13 protein-coding genes are annotated in these 19,440 nt (G+C 41.0%); 8 read left to right on the plus strand and 5 right to left on the minus strand.

The features are described from left to right. Nucleotides 1-63: 63 nt before the first annotated feature. Both BN1765_RS05725 and BN1765_RS05730 read left to right on the plus strand, forming a co-directional pair. On the plus strand, nucleotides 64-1,467 hold the full coding sequence (locus tag BN1765_RS05725; protein WP_082195547.1) for an NAD-dependent succinate-semialdehyde dehydrogenase: 1,404 nt from the start codon (nucleotides 64-66) through the stop codon (nucleotides 1,465-1,467). A 201-nt stretch (nucleotides 1,468-1,668) separates the two neighbouring features. Next, complete coding sequence (locus BN1765_RS05730; protein ID WP_050614207.1) at nucleotides 1,669-2,451, plus strand: undecaprenyl-diphosphate phosphatase; 783 nt, start codon at nucleotides 1,669-1,671, stop codon at nucleotides 2,449-2,451. Between the two features lie 58 nt (nucleotides 2,452-2,509). Here the strand turns inward: BN1765_RS05730 and BN1765_RS05735 are convergent, their stop codons facing one another. Together BN1765_RS05735 and BN1765_RS05740 are read right to left on the minus strand one after the other, a co-directional pair. Then, nucleotides 2,510-3,844, minus strand: a complete 1,335-nt coding sequence (locus BN1765_RS05735; RefSeq protein WP_050614208.1) for a hemolysin family protein — start codon at nucleotides 3,842-3,844, stop codon at nucleotides 2,510-2,512. A gap of 714 nt (nucleotides 3,845-4,558) precedes the next feature. Then, complete coding sequence (locus tag BN1765_RS05740) at nucleotides 4,559-5,938, minus strand: hemolysin family protein (RefSeq protein ID WP_050616682.1); 1,380 nt, start codon at nucleotides 5,936-5,938, stop codon at nucleotides 4,559-4,561. A gap of 783 nt (nucleotides 5,939-6,721) precedes the next feature. Between BN1765_RS05740 and BN1765_RS20565 the strand changes: the two genes are divergently transcribed. The 3 genes from BN1765_RS20565 (at nucleotide 6,722) to BN1765_RS05755 (ending at nucleotide 9,919) form a co-directional block, all read left to right on the plus strand. Next, on the plus strand, nucleotides 6,722-6,907 hold the full coding sequence (locus BN1765_RS20565; RefSeq protein ID WP_147554154.1) for an Lmo0850 family protein: 186 nt from the start codon (nucleotides 6,722-6,724) through the stop codon (nucleotides 6,905-6,907). A 498-nt stretch (nucleotides 6,908-7,405) separates the two neighbouring features. Then, nucleotides 7,406-8,644 (plus strand): dicarboxylate/amino acid:cation symporter, encoded by a 1,239-nt coding sequence (locus BN1765_RS05750; protein WP_147554155.1) that lies wholly within the window; start codon nucleotides 7,406-7,408, stop codon nucleotides 8,642-8,644. A gap of 381 nt (nucleotides 8,645-9,025) precedes the next feature. Beyond that, nucleotides 9,026-9,919: a YitT family protein gene (locus BN1765_RS05755; protein ID WP_147554156.1), complete on the plus strand. Its 894-nt coding sequence runs from the start codon at nucleotides 9,026-9,028 to the stop codon at nucleotides 9,917-9,919. A 66-nt stretch (nucleotides 9,920-9,985) separates the two neighbouring features. On the opposite strand, the gene BN1765_RS05760 is transcribed toward BN1765_RS05755, so the two are convergent. The 3 genes from BN1765_RS05760 to BN1765_RS05770 form a co-directional block, all read right to left on the minus strand. Continuing rightward, nucleotides 9,986-11,107: an ATP-binding protein gene (locus BN1765_RS05760; RefSeq protein WP_050614211.1), complete on the minus strand. Its 1,122-nt coding sequence runs from the start codon at nucleotides 11,105-11,107 to the stop codon at nucleotides 9,986-9,988. Between the two features lie 513 nt (nucleotides 11,108-11,620). Further along, nucleotides 11,621-12,499, minus strand: coding sequence for a YitT family protein (locus BN1765_RS05765; RefSeq protein WP_050616684.1), 879 nt, complete (start codon nucleotides 12,497-12,499; stop codon nucleotides 11,621-11,623). A 539-nt stretch (nucleotides 12,500-13,038) separates the two neighbouring features. Beyond that, nucleotides 13,039-13,359, minus strand: coding sequence for a hypothetical protein (locus BN1765_RS05770; protein ID WP_050614212.1), 321 nt, complete (start codon nucleotides 13,357-13,359; stop codon nucleotides 13,039-13,041). Nucleotides 13,360-13,820: 461 nt separating this feature from the next. On the opposite strand from BN1765_RS05770, the gene BN1765_RS05775 reads away from it, so the two are divergent. From BN1765_RS05775 to fumC, 3 genes are all read left to right on the plus strand, one after another. After that, nucleotides 13,821-15,575 carry an ABC transporter ATP-binding protein gene (locus tag BN1765_RS05775; RefSeq protein WP_050616685.1) on the plus strand — a complete coding sequence of 585 codons (1,755 nt, stop codon included), beginning with the start codon at nucleotides 13,821-13,823 and terminating at the stop codon, nucleotides 15,573-15,575. Then, complete coding sequence (locus tag BN1765_RS05780; protein ID WP_050614213.1) at nucleotides 15,572-17,587, plus strand: ABC transporter ATP-binding protein; 2,016 nt, start codon at nucleotides 15,572-15,574, stop codon at nucleotides 17,585-17,587. The genes BN1765_RS05775 and BN1765_RS05780 overlap by 4 nt, the downstream gene beginning before the upstream one ends. A gap of 400 nt (nucleotides 17,588-17,987) precedes the next feature. Next, nucleotides 17,988-19,358, plus strand: coding sequence for a class II fumarate hydratase (gene fumC / locus BN1765_RS05785; protein WP_230199501.1), 1,371 nt, complete (start codon nucleotides 17,988-17,990; stop codon nucleotides 19,356-19,358). Nucleotides 19,359-19,440 lie beyond the last annotated feature (82 nt).

Raw genomic sequence — 19,440 nt, forward strand, 5'->3', positions numbered from 1 at the left:
AAAGAATGATAGCTTTTATGAAAATAAAATCTGGGAGGTTTCATACACATGCAAAAAGCATCCATGCTGATTAACGGTGAAGAAGTCCTTTGCAAGGACGTGATTGAAGTCAATAATCCGGCAACGAACGAGGTGATTGCCACTGTTCCGAACGGCGGGGCAGAGGAAGCGCGTGCCGCTGTAGATGCGGCCTATCATGCTTTTCCAAGCTGGGCGAAGAAAACCGCCGGGGAACGTTCCCGCCTTCTACGTAATTGGTATAATCTTATTAACGATCATAAAGATGAATTGGCAAAAATCATGACAAAGGAGCAAGGAAAGCCATTTAAGGAAGCACAAGGGGAGATTTCCTATGCGAATAGCTTCATCGAATGGTATGCGGAAGAAGCTAAAAGAGTGTATGGGGATACTATTCCGGCTAGTGACAGCGAGAAACGCATAATCGTGCTGAAGCAACCAATCGGTGTTGTTGCAGCGATCACTCCATGGAACTTTCCGGCGGCTATGATTACAAGAAAGGTGGCACCGGCTTTAGCGGCAGGGTGCACAGTGGTGATCAAACCGGCGAAATTGACGCCCCTCACGGCGATCCGTTTAGTGGAATTGGCTTATGAAGCTGGCATTGACAAAGGTGCGATTAATCTGGTGACAGGCCATTCCGCTAGCATATCGGACGCTTGGATGAAAGATGAACGAGTCCGTAAAGTTTCTTTCACAGGTTCGACAGAAGTAGGAAAGCAATTAATGAAGGGAAGCGCGGATACAGTAAAAAAAGTATCACTTGAGCTTGGAGGCCACGCACCGTTTATCGTTATGGAAGATGCAAATATAGATGAAGCAGTGGAAGCTGTAACGGCCAGTAAATTCCGCAATGCCGGACAAACATGTGTCTGTACTAATCGCGTATATGTACAGGAAGGAATCTATGAAGAGTTCGTTAAACAATTTGCTGCCGCCGTTGAAAAATTAAAGGTAGGGAATGGCATGGATGAAGGCGTTGTCATCGGTCCCTTAATCAATGAAGAGGCAGTTAAAAAAGTAAAAGAACAGATCCGTGATGCCATTGAAAAAGGAGGAGAGCTTTTAACAAAGGAAAAGAAGAGGGAAGGTTTGTTCATGCAGCCGGCCGTCATCGGCCATGCAGATGATTCGATGAAGTGTATGAATGAAGAAACGTTCGGCCCATTAGCTCCTGTATCTGCTTTCAAGACAAAGGAAGAAGCAATTAAAAGAGCGAATGATACATCATTCGGTTTAGCGGCTTATGTATTCACCAGAGATATCTCACAGGCCGTTGAAATTGCCGAGTCGTTGGAATATGGAATTGTCGGTTTGAATGACGGTCTGCCATCGGTCGCACAAGCCCCATTTGGAGGCATGAAAGAGAGTGGGATCGGAAGAGAAGGCGGTAAATATGGCATGGACGAATTTATGGAAATCAAATATGTTTCTTTAAAATTAAGTTAAACGAATCCTTGAAAACCTTGGCCAATCAACGGGCCGAGGTTTTTGCATATTTTGCCCGGCAAGATGAGAAGCCTGTACTATATGGATGTTCCATGAATATATTACATAGTAGAAATGGCTGCTTAAAAGAGAGCGGCTGTAAAGAATGACATCGGGGTGGTTCATTCAAGGAGAAGGAGATCGAAGAAAAGGGCGGGGATTATGGTTAATAGTATTCAGGCATTGTTTTTGGGAATTCTTCAGGGATTGACGGAGTTCCTGCCAATCAGTTCAAGCGGCCATTTATATTTAGGAAGGCAGATGTTCGGCTTGAATGAGGCGGGCCTTTTATTGGACACTATGCTACATATCGGTACGCTATTTGCTGTATTAGTTTTCTATCGCCGTGAATTCATAGGGATTTGCCGGAATCCATTCGGCAAGCTGACTTGGCTGTTGATTGCAGGCACCATACCTGCGGTCATCGTCGGATTTGCCTTTAAAGATTATTTCGACAGTCTTTCCAAAAGTGGTGTGACCGTTGGTTGGGAATTTCTGATAACGGGCTGTTTCCTATGGTTCGCTGATTCTATTAAAAAAGGCAGGAAGCAGATGGAGGACCTGACATTCAAGGATGCCGTTTTTATCGGAACGTTCCAGGCAGCGGCCATTTTTCCGGCGATTTCACGCTCAGGGATGACGATGGCGGCGGCTCTGATGAGAAAACTTGATCGTGAAACAGCGGCCTATTTCTCTTTTTTGCTGTCCACGCCAGCTATTGCCGGCGCTATTCTTCTGCAGAGTATGGATATTTTGAAAGGGGAAGGGGAAGCCATATCGCCTGGTGCACTTGCCATGGGGATTATCGCTTCGGCGGCAGTCGGATATGCGGCGGTGAAATGGATGATCGGTTATCTCAAGAAACATTCATTAAAAGCGTTCGCTGTTTATGTCTGGATTCTTGGCCTTTTTATTGTAGCTATGCAATATAGTGGCAAATTCTAATGTTGCTCTTCCTTAGGATAACAAAAAGCACAGGCCTATTGACCTGTGCTCTTTGTTATTATTTATCTACTGTTGCGGCTGCTTCTTCTTCCGCTGGATCGACTCGCTTATGTTTAATATCGATTAACTCAAGATGGTGTCCATCCATTTGTTTAACGGTAAATACGTAAGGTCCTCTTTCGATTGAATCCCCAGTTTCCAAATCATATTTTTGCGTTAGCAGCCAACCGCCAATCGTATCGATTCCTTCTTCATATAAATCAATCTTCAGAAGCGCATTCAACTCTTCTAATAAAAACTTAGAATCAACGATAATATGATCTGGTGAAAGGCGCTGGATATGCGGACGTTCATCCACATCGAATTCATCCTGGATTTCCCCGACGATTTCTTCAAGGATATCTTCCGCTGTCACAATACCGGACGTTCCGCCGTATTCATCAAACAATAGGGCCATATGAATGCGTTCCTTTTGCATTTTTAATAATAGATCGTGGATGGGAATCGTCTCAATGACAGAAAGAATAGGATGAATATAATCACTTAAGCGAAGCTCTGAACGATCTTTATTCAGCGCTACAAACAATAATTCTTTGAGATGGATAATGCCGATCGTGGAATCTTTATCACCGTCTATTACGGGATAACGCGTAAAACGCTCCGTTGAGGCAATTTCAAGAATATCATCCCAAGTAGCATCCTTTGAAACAGATACCATTTCCGTCCGGGGGACCATAATTTCTTTTGCAAGCCGATTGTCGAATTCAAAGATCCGGTTCACATACCGATATTCGGATTGGTTAATTTCCCCGCTTTTGTAGCTATCAGAGAGAATCATACGCAATTCTTCTTCTGTGTGGGCAATTTCGCTATCAGATGCTTCTTTCAAGCCAAACAAACCAACAATAAAATTAGCCGACCCGTTTAAAAGTTTGATGATTGGATACGTAGCCTTATAAAAGATATAGATAGGTTTAGCTACTATCATGGAAACCGCTTCTGCTTTATGGATGGCAAATGTTTTTGGAGCTAATTCCCCTAGTACAACATTCAAGAAAGTCATGACGGAAAAAGCAACAATAAACGATATGGCATGGCTGACAGTAGCAGGGATATCCACTTGTTTAAGAACGGGTGCTAGAATAGCTTGGATCGTGGGTTCTCCCAGCCAACCTAAACCTAAAGCTGTAATGGTAATACCCAGTTGAGTGGCTGATAGATATTCATCCAATGATGAGATAATTTTTTTTACCGTTTTCGCCCTGGGGTTTCCCTCCGCCACAAGCTGGTCAATTCTCGTCGACCTCACTTTGACAATAGAGAATTCTGTAATGACAAAAAAAGCGGTAGCAATGATTAATGCCACTACAAGTAAGATATTTACGATAACCAATTCTCAGGGGACTGCGTCTTGCCAGTCGCCCCGTTCACCTCCTAGAAGTCTTTAACTGTCTCTATCCTAAACTGAAGTTTTTAAAACTATAATCTAAGTATAAACTTCATTCGTCAAAAGTTATATTAATACACATAAAATTATTAAAAATTTCGATTTTATTTGTAATTTTCTGGGTGATAAGGAGAGAATTGATATATTACAAGAACATGTGCCCACATCTATCTGGTTGTTGCAGGTTAGTTAGAATGGTTTTGAGGAAATCTGTTTAACCGTGCGGCCTTTACCGCTGCACGCAGTACAAGAACGGGAAAAGAACTGAAGAAAGGGAACTTTCCCTTTCCCTTTGCAACTAGGGCAAAGTTCGATATATTTCATAGTGATTCACTCCTCAAAATTGGACTGATAGGCGTAATGTAAGGGAGACGATGTCTTCGTCTCTCATGTTTTTAGTAGTATGCTCACGCCAAAGAATCTCTATACAAGAAGCAGGGTATTTTATCCCGTTCCAATTGGCGTTAAAACTTTGCTTCAATACAGGAGTGAAGAATGAAGAAGTGTAAGTGGGAGATCAAGTGCCAGCAAGAATCCAATTGGTTCAACTAGCAATCAGTGGGGTATAATTGGAACCCCCACCGAAAAGGTTTTATTTTATTCTTCGGCTGAAACAAGGCATAAAAAAGGAAGCGCAGCATCATGCGCTTCCTTTTCCGGTCAGGATACTATTTCTGTTGTTTGCTTCAAAGGCATTTGAGAAGGCTCTACGGAATAGTTTGTTTCCGCTTCAGTGACCATCGGTTCGACAACTTTGGTTACTTCAATATAACTGATATGGTGGTCTTCCATTTCAAGGATGGTAAAATGATAATTTTCATACGAAATGGTATCACCTTGTTTAGCTTCATAATTTTCGGTTAGGATCCAACCGCCAATGGTATCGATGTCCTCATCGGAAATATCTAAACCGAAGAGATCATTGACTTGGCTAATCAGCACTTTTGCATCAATGATATAATTATCTTCTTTGATTTTGCGGATTTCAGCCACTTCATCAAGGTCGAATTCATCCTGGATTTCACCGACAATTTCTTCTAATATATCTTCAACTGTAACCAATCCAGAAGTCCCACCGTATTCATCCATCAGAATAGCCATATGGATGCGTTCCTTTTGCATCTTCAGCAGGAGTTCCTGGATAGGGACTGTTTCTATGATTCGGATAATAGGCCTTACAAGAGGCTCTAAGTTTTTTTCTTCATAACTGTCAAGAGACAACATGTGTGTGAATAGCTCTTTTACGTTTACCATACCGATGACGCGGTCTTTATCGCCGTCGATAATAGGGTATCTGGTGAACTTCTCCTCCTTAACAACAGAGAAGGCGTGTTCAAGTTCATCATCTTTTGCAAGTGTGACGATTTCCGTACGGGGAACCATAATTTCCTTTGCGATACGGTCGTCGAATTCAAAAATTTTATTTACATATTTGAATTCAGATTGGTTAATTTCACCGCTCTTAAAACTGTCTGACAGGATAATCCGGAGTTCTTCCTCAGTGTGGGCGATTTCGTGTTCAGAAGCGGGCTTAAGGCCAAACATACTTGCCACGATCCGGGCAGATCCATTCAATATCCAAATGAAAGGGAACATCACCTTATAGAAAATCATCAAAGGCTTAGACACAATCAGGGTAATGGATTCCGCTTTTTGAATGGCAAATGTTTTTGGAGCCAATTCCCCAATGACCACGTGTAAAAACGTAACGATGGAGAAGGCCAAAATAAACGATAGAACATGTGAAACAGAAGACGGCATATCGATCTTATCGATAACAGGAGAGAAGATGCTTAAGATAGTAGGTTCTCCAATCCAACCAAGTCCTAATGCGGTAACTGTGATTCCCAACTGGCAGGCTGAAAGATATTCATCCAAATGTGTAATCACTTTCTTGGCAGACAGTGCTCCCGCCCGTCCTTCTTCCACAAGTTGATCTATCCTTGTGCTTCTTACTTTTACTATGGCAAATTCTGAGGCTACGAAAAATGCTGTCAAAGCAATTAACAGGGCCAAGATAACCAAGTTTAATATGTCCAAATAATTTTCCTTATCCCGCATCTATAGCGAGAAAGGAGTCACCTCCCAGAGTAATAAAATCTTACATTTTTTAGGTTATGTTGAAGTATTGATTGGCACGGTTGAAGGAAGATTGTTTCCATGCAAGAATAAAAGCTCGCCAAAAAGCTGCGGTATGGCTTTTTTATCATCATTGCTGCCCCATGTTCATCACCTCAATACAACTCGTAAGATTAAGATAATTATAGAAAATGTTTACCTATCAGTCAAACATGCGATTCAGGGAAAAAAAGAGTTATTTTAAGTATATGGAGGATTATATGTGATTAGTCGCTGATTTTATCTTGTTTTCTTTGTAAATAAGGTAAAAAGCAAGCCAAAACCCCATACGGTCACTACGGAAAGCTGGTGTTCGAATGCTGTGGCAGTTTTGAAGGATGAAGTGATTTTATCCTGTTCGCGCTAAGACTCCTGAGTTAAAAAGATGCGTGAAGAGGAGGAAGTGTAGTGGGAGATCAAGCGCCAGTAAAAAAAGAGGTTGGCTTAAATAATGATCGGTGGAGTTTCATTCATCCCCCACCGATCAATGTTTCGCCGTATAGGAAAAATCTTCTTTCCTTCCTATAGATATATGACCATAATAGAAGGTAGTAAAGAGTGGTTGGCTACTTTAATGAGATATTTCGTTTTATTCATATCTTTTTCATAATTTTGATTTATCATAAAAAGAGTGGATTAATATTCAACGATTGGGGAAAAGATATACAAACGCGAATGATACAATGTAGTAAAGGGGTGAACTGCATGATCAATGATATCATTAGTCAACTTCAGAGCAAAGGAATAAAGGTGGAGAAAACAAAATCCAGGTTTGATGTATTTCAAACCGTTTTTGACAGACACGCGGCTTCCCATATACACACTTGGAATGAACCTGTTTATTCTGATAAAAGAGTCTTGATTCATACTCATTCAATTCCTGAAATATAAGTTTTTCTATAAAAATATTTATTGTTTTATTATATGATTGCTTTAACCTTGATGCCTGTAAATTTGCCTAGGAACATTAAGGTTTTTTTATTATGTGATTATTTGTTTTTAAAGTTTAAAATTATATTTGGAAAACATTACTTTTTTCGAATAGTTTTATTTGATATATAATAGTATTCGTTACGATTTAGAATGTAGCCTCTATATTCTGAATATTTGTTCATACTTTTAGGCATGACCTCGATTATAGCCACCATACTTATACTTACACTTCAGTCTGCATTTAATTGCGGAAACAAAACAGTATTTACTCTCTAGTCCAATAAGGCAGAGCAATCCATCAGAGGTATCTTCATAGCGTGAATATACATAAGGGAGCACTTAGGGCACAAGATGTTTATAGCGGTCTCCTTTTATCTGGAGTGTCTTTCTGAAGAGCACTTTTGATTTTATGGTGTGCACACAATCTGTCCGAAAAAATAGAAAAGGATGATGCAAATGAAATGGAAGAAATCAAGTCTTACAACAAAGATTATTATAGGATTATTGCTGGGAGCCATCGTTGGGATTGCCCTTAATCAATTTGCGCCAAATGCATTTCCGTATTTAGACAGTTATCTGTTTACCCCCATCGGTAAAATCTTCATCAATTTGATTACCTTGTTGGTTGTACCAATTGTATTATTCTCCATCATACTGGGAACAGCCGGTTTGGGAGACCCAAAAAAATTAGGGAGAATAGGGTTTAGTACGATTGTCTATTTTTTACTCACAACGGCCATTGCCATTATAATTGCCATGACATTGGCGAACGTCATCTCACCGGGGACCAAAGGAAATTTTGATATAAGCAATGTATCTTTCTCTGCCGGAGAGGCACCTGTGGTAACTGATACGTTATTGAATATTATCCCTAAAAATCCGTTTGCAGCCTTGACCGAAGGGAACATGCTACAGATTATTATTATGGCTGTACTGATCGGCCTTGCCCTGACTGCACTTGGCAAGAAAACAAAAGGAATTTTTGACTTGGTTGAACAAGGGAATGAAATCATGATGTATCTTGTGACCTTAGTGATGAAATTGGCTCCTTATGGTACATTCGGCTTAATTGCAACAGCAGTCGGCAGCCAAGGTTTTGGTGCTATGAAAGCCATGGGTCTTTACATGGTCGTAGTAGTGGCGGCACTTATTCTCCATGGAATCGTTACATATGGCGGTACCGTATTATTTTTGGCTAAAAAGAATCCCATCTGGTTCGTTAAAAATTTTGCTCCTGCAATGAGTGTAGCCTTCAGTACATCGAGCAGTTCGGCAACCCTGCCGGTATCGATGGAAACAGCCCGGGAAAAACTTGGAGTGAAAGATTCGATCTCCAGCTTTGTTCAACCGCTAGGGGCTACGATCAATATGGACGGCACTGCAATTATGCAGGGGGTCGCCACTATTTTTATTGCCCAGGTGTATGGTATCGAATTGACAATGGCCCAAATGCTTACAGTGATATTGACGGCTGTTTTGGCAAGCATTGGAACTGCTGGAGTTCCGGGAGTCGGATTGATCATGCTGGCCATGGTATTGACTTCTGTAAACTTGCCGGTTGAAGGAATTGGATTAATATTGGGCATAGACCGCCTGCTTGACATGGCAAGGACATCCCTAAATATAACGGGAGATGCAGCATGTGCTTTGTTCATTTCTGAACAAGAGAAGGTGAGAGAACAGATGCGGGCATAATTGACATATCATCTGTAGATAGGCTGCTTTTCTGTGAGAAAGGAAGCCTATTGCATGTAAATCATTTCTTTTTCTTAAGGGTTTAAGAACCGCTTCAGGACGGGAGTAAAAGGTTAAGAAAACAAAATGTAAGGCCAAGTGATAGTAAGAACTTAGGTTGGTTTAAAAAGTGATCGGCAATAGATGAATATCCTACCGAATCAGTTCTGCTTCACTAATCACTAGAACATATTAATAAAGCGAGCGGCTTTTATTTGTATACACTATTCTGTATAATGAAAAAGAGGGTATTCAGATACATACCATGTTAAAGCCTCTTACATAACTGCAGTACTTCAATATTACATATACGTACATTAAAGGTTAAAAAGGGGATGAAGGATGGAGACAATTAGTGTAGAAACACTTAAGGAAATTCAACATAAAGGGTTAACGAAGAAGAGAATTTTTAAGAAAGGGCTTGCTATAACAATTGGTGCCATATTAATGGCTGTAGGGCTGGAATGTTTCCTTGTGCCGAATAATGTGATCGACGGAGGAATTACGGGGATTTCTATTATTTTATCTCATTTTACCGATTGGAGTTTAGGTATTTTTATCTTTTTATTGAATCTGCCGTTTTTCTTTATCGGTTACAAACAGATTGGCAAAACATTCGCCTTTTCGACCATCTATGGAATTATTATACTTTCCATCAGCTTGGCCCTATTGCATGATGTGCCTGTTTTGACTAAGGATCCATTGCTGGCTACAGCTTTTGGAGGGATTATTATTGGCACCGGTGTGGGGATTGTCATCCGGAACGGAGGTTCATTGGACGGAACAGAAATCATGGCCATTCTCTTCAATAAGAATTCGCCCTTTTCAGTAGGGGAGATGATTATGTTCGCCAATATCTTCATTCTTGGCAGCGCCGGGTTTGTGTTCGGCTGGGACAGGGCGATGTATTCTCTGCTTGCTTACTTTGTAGCATATAAGACGATTGATGTGGTTATCCAAGGTTTAGAGGAGTCGAAATCAGCCTGGATTATTAGCGATAAATCGGAAGAAATTGGAGAAGCACTGCTTGCCCGTTTAGGGAGGGGCGTTACCTATTTAACCGGTGAAGGAGCCTTTACAGGGGATAAAAAGAAAGTTGTCTTTTGTGTCGTAACCCGGCTGGAAGAGGCTAAGCTCAAATCCATCGTCGAAGAAAAAGATCCCGATGCATTTCTGGCTGTTGCAAACATATCAGAAGTCCGGGGAGGCAGGTTCAAGAAACAAGCCATTCATTGATGGCGCCATATTAAAAAGCAGTGGTAAGGATCCGCTGCTTTTTTCGTTAGTATAAAAAATGATTGCTTAATTAGATGTACGGTGTTCTGGCAGAAGAATCGTAAACTGGGTAAGATCGTCTGTAGATGTACATGTTAGAGCACCATTGTGTTTTTCGATGATTTCTTTGCATACAAAGAGACCGAGACCTGTTCCAATTTTCTTCGTTGTAATGAACGGTTTGAAAATGTCATTCAGTAACTCCTCGCTGATTTTAGGGCCATTGTTGGCGATCGTTATCTGCACATATTGGTTATCCATTTCTTTTGTGGCAACCGTAATGACCGGATTGGCGGTTTCAGACAGCACATCAAGCGCATTAAAGATGATATTCAGGAGAACTTGCCTGATTTCCTCCGGGTAGCCCAGTATCAATGAGGTTTCTTCTACAATGGTTTCAACCCTGACATTGGTATCCACAATGCTCGGATAAAGAAAAGTGATGACTTCCTCAATTAACGAGCTTAATGAAAACGTTTCCGGATTGGAATTTAAGTCTTCCTTTTTTGAAATCATAAGGAATTGTGAAATTCGGGCGTTCAATTGTTCCAACTCACTTGAAATAATATCCAGATATTTCAGTTCGGGATTTTCTGCTTTCAATAATTGTACAAAACCTTTAATGGAAGTAAGAGGATTGCGGAATTCATGAACAAAGCTGGATGTCATCTGTCCAAGGATCGTTAATCGTTCTTTATGGGTCTCGGAAAGAATCGCGTTTTCTTCATGGTTGATCTGCTCCTGTAAATCTAAATAATGGGTGACGGTTTCGTGCAGAAGAAAATCGACGCTCTCGTTCATATATTGCTTAACCTTGGCCAGGTATTCTGACTGTGGGAATGTATCCAAATAGGAAAGTATGTCCGTACGTACGATGGAGATGTTGTACAGAAAATCCGATATGGGAACATTCACTTTCAAGCGCTCCATAGCTATTTTTTTGCCCATTTCAGTAATATCATGTTTGAAATTTTTATCGGGCACTTTAAGCTTTTCGATAAACATTTTAAACATAGCTATTGTGTTTTGAAGAATAATGTCTTTAAGAGGATCCTGAGGAGAAATAATCATCTTGTTTTTCCAGATTAGTTTCATGTTCGTTTGATATAATTCCAATCTTTTTATGATAATCCCTTCCTTCTTGTCCATGATTAGAAACACCTCCATTGTAAAAAACGGCTTCCATTTTTATTAATAAGTATGTATGGATAATATGAATCGTCAGTAAGAGATGGCATGACGGCTGATTATTGCTTTTTTAATGTATTCTACACGCAATATACAATTCCTTTATTTAAGTGGGCAACATTAAGGAATATCTAAAAAAATTGTCATTTAAGCATGAAAAAGGAAGGGGATAGGTGATTTTTACCGGTTGGGCGGTTGAAAAAGTTTTAAGATGGACGAGAGCAGGAGGGGCAGAACTCTAGCGCTGTTTGATGTATGAAAAGGATATCCGCCTGTCTCGCTGTAAATAAGTATTTTGAACGAGATTGTACGTTTGTTAAAATAGAGCAATCGTTCCTAAAGGTCTAGTGGCATAGAACTAGCCGGAATAAGAAAAAGGAGCCCGATGGCGCTGTACCACCGGGCTCCCTACGAACAAGCTTCCTTTTTAGCTCGAATCAAAAAGGATAGCTTGTTATTGATTCGCGAATTTGATTAATGGATATCACTCTTTTTGAAATTGCCGCCTTTTACTTCGGCTACGTCATAAACGGTTACGAAAGCATGAGGATCGATTTCATTGATGATTTCTTTTATTTTGCTTTCTTCCAAACGGTTGATGACACATGTGATTTCAATGAATTTCTCATGTGAATATCCTCCATACGCTTCTTTATATGTGGCGCTCCGTCCCAGCCGGTCTCTGATCGTCTCAACCATCTCTTCCGGCTGTTGCGTAATGATTTTAAACGTTTTAGAACCGCTTAAACCTTCTTCAACAATGTGGATTACTTTAGAAGCGATAAAATAAGCAATCGCAGAGAGGATGGCTCCCTGAAGGCCAAATACAGTAGAGACTATGATAAAGACGAACATATTTAAGAAGAGAATTAAATCACTTGTTCCAAAGGGCAGCTTTTTAGAAAGCAGGACTGCCAGCATATCAATGCCATCCAACGCACCGCCATTACGAAGCGCAAGACCCATCCCAAAACCGATAATAATACCGCCGACTACCGTGATCAACAATGTGTCTCCATGGATAATTGTCGGTACCGGATGCATTACAATTGTGCCAATAGCCAAAGAAACGATGCCGACGATCGAGTATATAGCGAAGCTTTTACCAATTTGCTTATATCCCAGCCAAACAAACGGAATATTAATGACAGCAATTAGAAGCCCCAAGGGAAATCCAAAGAGTTGCGAGCCGACAATGCTTAGGCCTGTTACTCCTCCATCCGATACACTGTTAGGGATCAATACTGCTTCCAGTCCGTAGCTAGTAATAAAGGCCCCGATGATAATTAATAAAACTCGCGAAATAATTTTCCATTTATTCCTTTTACGTTTATTGATCGTTTTTGCTTTCATCTTATTCAAACCGTTATCCCCTTTTAATTCATTTCTTTTTTTGTTTCTCTCTTCCTTAGAAGGAGTATTCATTTCGGCAAAGAATCCTTCCTTGCTTGCTGAAAATTAAAATTATATAAATTTAGTATAACGATAAATAAAACATTTTTCTAATAAAGTGATACGTTAATCGGTGGAGGGGGGGATCCTTCACTAATCATTCGTTTGAACCAAACTAAATTCGAATTTTTTTATATCTACGAGTCGAAGTTGGCGTTTTAGTGCCAGTTATAGCGAGATTTGTACAAAACAAAAAAGCAGCCGGGCTGCTTTTTTGTAAAGGGCTGCCATATAGGGGCGAAAGAAGAGGAGAGAAATCAAGTGATAGTGATTCTCCAGGGAGTACGCTTACATGGTCATACATTTCTATAAAAATCATATAAATAATATCTAAAAGATGAAATTAACGATCAATCCAATCACTACAATTGCGCCGATTATCATTAAAATGGTTCTCATCGTTCAACCTCTCCTTTCGCTTTGGAACTTTTACACTTCTGTTATTGTGCTACCATTTCCAGTGTAGAGTCTTTTTCCTCGATAGCTTTATTGTTTGTTGAAGATTGTTCAAACTGTGTTTTGAGTATTTCATTCATTTTTTCTGCTTTTTGTCCTTCTACAATCATTTTTACGGGTGCTTTTGCATCGACTGTTAAAGTGAAAGTCAATAATTTTGGGAGGGATGAGCTTGATACCATTCTGCGGTTTTGCACGAAGAATACTTCGCCGCCCCATTGTTTAATCTCACTGTATATTTCCATAAGTCTGCGGACGGGCACAGCGCTTTTAAGTGTTATATCAGATGCTACGATTGTTTTCATTTTAATTACCCCTTTATTTGTGATAACTGATTTCGTTTGTTGTACTAGAAATTTACCCACTTGCTGTTTTGCAAAACATCGGTTTCAATATTTAGGAAGAAAGGACCATGAATAAGGAAAAAAAGGGACGTTTGAGTATTTATTAGTTGATGTAAGAACTAGTTGACTTTATATTCTGATAAATGTAAAATATTTGAAAAGACTGAAAGGGGCTGAAGGACATGATTAATAAACTCAAACGTTTATCTATTCAATTAAATAATGACCGGCAGCCTGCTGTAGTAAATTGAAAGGCCTTTTGGACGAATAAAGGACTGAATGCTGTGCTGCTTAATCCGCAGCATGTGCTTTTATACAATTGTTAAAAGTTCCTATGCTATGGTAGGGGCTTTTTTTGTTGTCCTACGGAAGGGGGAGTGGTGAAACGAGGCGAGAAAACAGTCGGAATAGGGGTGTTCGGAATGTTTGATGTTTATGGAAAGTTGGCTTGGTTTTTTAAAGAAAATTGGAAAAGGTATGCCAGCGCTATTTTGCTTTTGTGCATGGTAAACCTATTGGATATGGTCCCTCCAAAGCTAGTCGGAATGACCATTGACGGCATCCACCAGCAAGAACTCGATGCCAAAACAATCGCTATTTATATTGCCCTCTTGGCCGGAATTGCTGTAAGTGTCTACATCATGGGGTATTATTGGCAGCACAATCTGTACGGCGGAGCGTTCTTATTGGAAAGGAAAATACGTTTCAGCTTTATGGATCATTTATTGAAAATGACGCCGGCTTTTTATGAAAAGAACAGGACCGGCGACCTGATGGCCAGGGCTACAAATGATGTGAAAGCCATTCAATTAACTGCCGGCTTTGGGATTTTATCTTTTACGGACAGTATTATGTTCACAGGGACCATCCTTTGTATGATGGGTTTTACAATTTCGTGGAAATTGACGCTTTTATCTATTATTCCTCTACCGTTAATGGCGTTCTTAATGCAAGTATACGGTAAAAAACTACATACCCATTTTACAGCTGCACAGGATTCTTTCGGTAAATTGAATGATTCTGTCCTCGAGTCGGTGGCCGGGGTCCGTGTTATTCGGGCTTATGTCAGAGAAAGACAAAGTGAGCGCGAGTTCGCAGAGATGGCGGAAGATGTATTTCAGAAAGATCTCCGTGTAACCCGGATTGATGCTTTGTTTGATCCAACTATCAATATTCTGGTTGGCATTTCTTATTTAATAGGCTTAGGCTATGGGGCAAAAATGGTCTTCCACCAACAAATCACGCTCGGCGATCTGGTTTCATTTAATGTCTATCTAGGGATGCTGATCTGGCCGATGTTCGCAATCGGGGAACTCATTAATATCATGCAGCGGGGTAACGCATCACTTGACCGTGTGGGAAAAACCCTGCGGTACAAAGCGGATGTAAGTGATCCAGAGGGGGAAGCAGTCTATGTTCCGCAACCGGAGGATATCCATTTCCAACAGGTAGGATTCCAATACCCGTCCTCTTCCATGGTGAACCTTGATGGGGTCAATATCCATCTGAAGCGCGGTGAAACTTTGGGGCTTGTCGGAAAGACAGGTAGCGGAAAGACAACTTTCATTCGCCAATTACTGAGGGAGTATCCTCTCGGCCAAGGGGTTATTTCCATTTCAGGCCGCCGCTTGGAGGATCTGAAGCTGGAGAATATCCGCGCCTGGCTTGGGTACGTGCCGCAGGATCCGTTCTTATTTTCTAAAAGTATTCACGATAATATTACTTTCGGTAAAACGGATGCTACTGAAGAAGAGCTGAAGAGAGCGATTGCTCTTGCAGATTTTCGGAAGGATCTTGATATGCTGCCGGAAGGGCTGGAAACAATGGTCGGCGAAAAGGGAGTTGCACTCTCAGGCGGCCAAAAACAACGTATATCGATTGCGCGCGCATTGATTAAGGATCCTGAATTGTTGCTGCTGGATGATTCATTGTCTGCAGTCGATGCCAAAACGGAGAAAAACATTATTAAGAACATCCAGCGGGAAAGATTCGGAAAAACGACTATTATCGCAACCCACAGGATGTCGGCGGTGAAACACGCGAACATCATCGCAGTCATTGATGACGGAAGGATTGTCCAGGCTGGCTCCCATGATGAACTATATAAGCTAGGCGGCTGGTATAGGGAACAATACGACCGTCAGCAAATCGAAGAGGAAATGGAGGGAGGAGGATGAGTACAGGTAAACGTTTGATCCGCTATACTCTCCATTATAAAAAAATGATTGGTTTGGCTTTAGCTTTACTGACCCTCGCCGTTATCGGGGATCTTGCCGGCCCAGTGGTCGCCAAAACGATTATCGATAAGCATATTTTAGGTATTCAATCGTATTGGTATGAAACGACGGAAGGGAAGGACAGTGTTCCATATGACGGGACATTCATTAAAAGAGAAGCTTATTTTAAGCCGGATGAAGAAAGAGGAAAGAAAGCGACGATTGTACAAGAGGGCTTGGATTTCTTTTATGTGGAAGGGACTGTCCCATTGGATGTAAAGAAAAAATGGAATGGCAATCAAGTGACATTTATCCTTGATGGCAAGAAACAAACAGCCACGGCCGTCCCTTTGCCCAAAAAGCAAGTACTTGCTTTTTATGGCCCTGAAGTATCCCGCATCATGAAGCTGATCGCTTTTTATTTTGGTATTTTAGTTTTATCGACAATTTTTCAATACGGCCAGAATTACTATCTGCAGAAATCGGCGAACAGAATTATTCAACGTATGAGAAATGAGTTGTTTACTACCTTATCGCGTTTGCCGATCCGTTTTTTTGATAATTTGCCGGCCGGCAAAATTGTTTCGCGTATCACCAATGATACAGAAGCAATCAAAGAGCTGTACATGAATGTCTTGAGCAATTTTTTCTTGAGCTCGGTCTATATCATCGGCATCTATATCGCTTTATTCCTTCTTAATATGAAGCTGGCACTGTTATGTTTAATCCTTTTGCCGATTCTAGTGGCCTGGACGCTTGTCTACCGGACATATGGTTCCCGATTCAATAAAGTCATCAGAGCACGAATCAGCGATCTGAATGGCATGATAAATGAGTCCATTCAAGGGATGAATATCATTCAGGCATTTGGCCGCGAAGAGGAGACAAAAGAGTCATTTGAAAAATTGAATGAAGAGCATTTTACCTTCCAGAATAAAATGATGCGATTGAATTCGTTTACCTCGCATAATTTGGTGACGCTTTTACGCAATCTGGCATTCGTTGCGTTTATTGCCTATTTCGGCCATATTTCTCTGGATGGAACGGGCATTTTGTCTATGGGGATGTTGTATGCCTATGTGGATTATCTAAACAGGCTTTTTCAGCCAATCCAGAGCATTGTCAATCAATTTGCGAATCTTGAACAGGCATTGGTTGCCGGAGAGCGAGTTTTCGAATTGCTGGATGAGAAAGGAACAGACGTCAGTGAAACGCATATAGAACGGTATAAGGGAGATGTTTCTTTTGAACATGTGTGGTTCGGTTATAAGGATGATGACTATGTGCTGAAAGACATTACTTTTTCAGCCAAACAAGGAGAAACCATTGCCTTTGTTGGACATACTGGTTCAGGCAAGAGCTCAATCATGAATTTGCTTTTCAGATACTACGATCCGCAAAAGGGTAAGATTACCATCGATGGCAAGGATGTCACGATGCTTCCCCAACAAGCAATAAGGGAACATATGGGCATCGTCCTTCAAGATCCCTATTTATTTACTGGCACAATTGCATCTAATGTGAGCTTAAATGAAGAGAAGATAACTAGGGAAATGGTGAAGGATGCATTAAGCAAGGTTGGCGCAGAACAAGTTTTACTGCAGGTGGAAGGTGGAATTGACGCACCGGTCATTGAAAAAGGAAGTACGCTTTCATCCGGCCAGCGCCAATTGATCTCATTTGCCCGGGCATTGGCCTTTAAACCCGCTATTCTTATATTGGACGAAGCAACCTCTAATATTGATACGGAAACAGAGTTCTTGATTCAGCAGGCGCTCGAAGTATTGAAGAAAGGGCGTACTACGTTTATAATTGCCCATCGTCTCTCCACCATTAAAAATGCCGATTGTATTCTTGTACTGGATAAAGGTCGAATCGTGGAACAAGGCAACCATGAAGAACTAATACAGCTGAAAGGAAAATATTATAGTATGTATAAGATGCAGGTAGGGGGCATTGAATTGGCTATGTAGATTCCCTGTTCAAACATTGTTCATGAGGATGACACTGAATGTTTCCTTTTATTTCCTGAAAAGGAATATTATTCGTGTTATCTTAACAATAGGATGAGTGGAAGAATGGGGTGGTAGATATGGAATTGTTATCGGTTACACTGGCGATTGCCAGTATCATTACAATTGGATTTTTCATGGGATATGCACTTTTGACCAAACCTTCTTAAATAGCAAGATAAAATCAGCCTTTCATTTAGATGAGAGGTTGTTTTTTTGTTGGTGTCAGGAAAATATTCCTCAAGTCATTATTTTCTGACTTATTTGTCTTTTTATGTGTAAAGCAACCTTGCAGTGTGGTATATATGCAAGGAGAGACCTAATTTGGCGCGTGCACGGAATGAAGGAGGATGAGCAGTTAATGCGAATAGAAAAAGATTCAATGGGAGAAATTCAGGTGCCAAGCGATAAATATTGGGGGGCACAGACTGAACGGAGCAGGCGGAATTTTCATATTGGCGAAGAAAAGATGCCGAAAGAATTAATTGTCGCTTATGCACGGCTTAAGAAAAGTGCCGCGCTTGCTAACGCTTCGCTGGGAATGCTTTCTGCCGACAAGTCAGAAGCTATTCAAAAAGTATGCGATGATATTATTCAAGGAAAATTGGATGACCATTTTCCATTGGCTGTTTGGCAGACAGGGAGCGGCACACAAACAAATATGAATGTGAATGAAGTTATCGCATTCAAGGGAAATCAATATTTGGCCCTGCTTCAAAAGGAAGAGGCTCTGCATCCGAATGACGATGTGAATAAAGGCCAAAGTTCCAATGATTCTTTCCCTTCAGCGATGCATATAGCAGCCTATTGTGCCATTCAGGAACAGCTGGTACCTGTCTTGGATGATATGGCGAAGGTGTTGCAGGATAAAGAGGATCAATACCAGCGAATTGTGAAGATTGGACGGACCCACTTGCAGGATGCCACACCTCTAACGCTAGGACAGGAAATCAGCGGCTGGAGAACAATGGTCGAACAAAGCAAACATATGATTATCCAAAGTGCCGCATCTTTATTGCAGCTGGCGATAGGAGGAACGGCCGTAGGCACCGGTTTAAATGCCCATCAGAATTTTGGCCCGAAGACGGCACAATATCTGGAAGAGGAAATGGGTTATCCGTTTGAAAGCGCTGCGAATAAATTCCATGCACTAACTAGTCATGATGCGCTCGTTTATGTGCATGGCGCCTTAAAAGCCCTTGCTGCCAATAGTATGAAAATAGCTAATGATGTACGTTGGTTGGCAAGCGGTCCACGCTGCGGAATTGGTGAATTGGAAATCCCGGCAAATGAACCGGGTAGCAGCATCATGCCAGGGAAGGTGAATCCCACACAATGCGAAGCCGTCACCATGATTGCCGCTCAGGTGATGGGCAATGATACGACGATTGGAATAGCGGCGAGCCAGGGAAATTTTCAACTGAATGTGTTTAAACCGGTTATTATCTATAATTTTATTCAATCAGTTCGCTTATTGAGTGATGGATTGCGTTCCTTTACGGATAATTGTTTGGCTGGGTTGATTGCGAAGGAAGAGAAAATTGACGAATATCTTCATCATTCGCTTATGCTAGTTACCGCTTTTAACCCACATATAGGCTATGAAAAATCGGCTGAAATTGCCAAGTTGGCATACAAAGAAAACTTGACGTTGAAGGAAGCAGCCCTAAAGTTGCAGTATGTCAGCGAAGAAGAGTTCGATCAAATAATGGATCCGCACGCCATGGTGTGAACCGAAGGACAGAAATAGAGAACAGCTCCAAGCCATCTAGAGGTTTGGAGCTGTTTTTTTGGTTAAGAATATCATTCTGTAA

The organism is Bacillus testis (assembly GCF_001243895.1).
Classification (GTDB): domain Bacteria; phylum Bacillota; class Bacilli; order Bacillales; family DSM-1321; genus Bacillus_AD; species Bacillus_AD testis.

What these genes read in the sequence shown, in the direction of transcription:
- BN1765_RS05725 (WP_082195547.1), top strand. Translation starts at nt 64, where the DNA reads ATGCTGATTAACGGTGAAGAAGTCCTTTGCAAGGACGTGATTGAAGTC.
- BN1765_RS05730 (WP_050614207.1), top strand. Translation starts at nt 1,669, where the DNA reads ATGGTTAATAGTATTCAGGCATTGTTTTTGGGAATTCTTCAGGGATTG.
- BN1765_RS20565 (WP_147554154.1), top strand. Translation starts at nt 6,722, where the DNA reads ATGATCAATGATATCATTAGTCAACTTCAGAGCAAAGGAATAAAGGTG.
- BN1765_RS05750 (WP_147554155.1), top strand. Translation starts at nt 7,406, where the DNA reads ATGAAATGGAAGAAATCAAGTCTTACAACAAAGATTATTATAGGATTA.
- BN1765_RS05755 (WP_147554156.1), top strand. Translation starts at nt 9,026, where the DNA reads ATGGAGACAATTAGTGTAGAAACACTTAAGGAAATTCAACATAAAGGG.
- BN1765_RS05760 (WP_050614211.1), bottom strand. Translation starts at nt 11,107, where the DNA reads ATGGACAAGAAGGAAGGGATTATCATAAAAAGATTGGAATTATATCAA.
- BN1765_RS05765 (WP_050616684.1), bottom strand. Translation starts at nt 12,499, where the DNA reads ATGAAAGCAAAAACGATCAATAAACGTAAAAGGAATAAATGGAAAATT.
- BN1765_RS05770 (WP_050614212.1), bottom strand. Translation starts at nt 13,359, where the DNA reads ATGAAAACAATCGTAGCATCTGATATAACACTTAAAAGCGCTGTGCCC.
- BN1765_RS05775 (WP_050616685.1), top strand. Translation starts at nt 13,821, where the DNA reads ATGTTTGATGTTTATGGAAAGTTGGCTTGGTTTTTTAAAGAAAATTGG.
- BN1765_RS05780 (WP_050614213.1), top strand. Translation starts at nt 15,572, where the DNA reads ATGAGTACAGGTAAACGTTTGATCCGCTATACTCTCCATTATAAAAAA.
- fumC (WP_230199501.1), top strand. Translation starts at nt 17,988, where the DNA reads ATGCGAATAGAAAAAGATTCAATGGGAGAAATTCAGGTGCCAAGCGAT.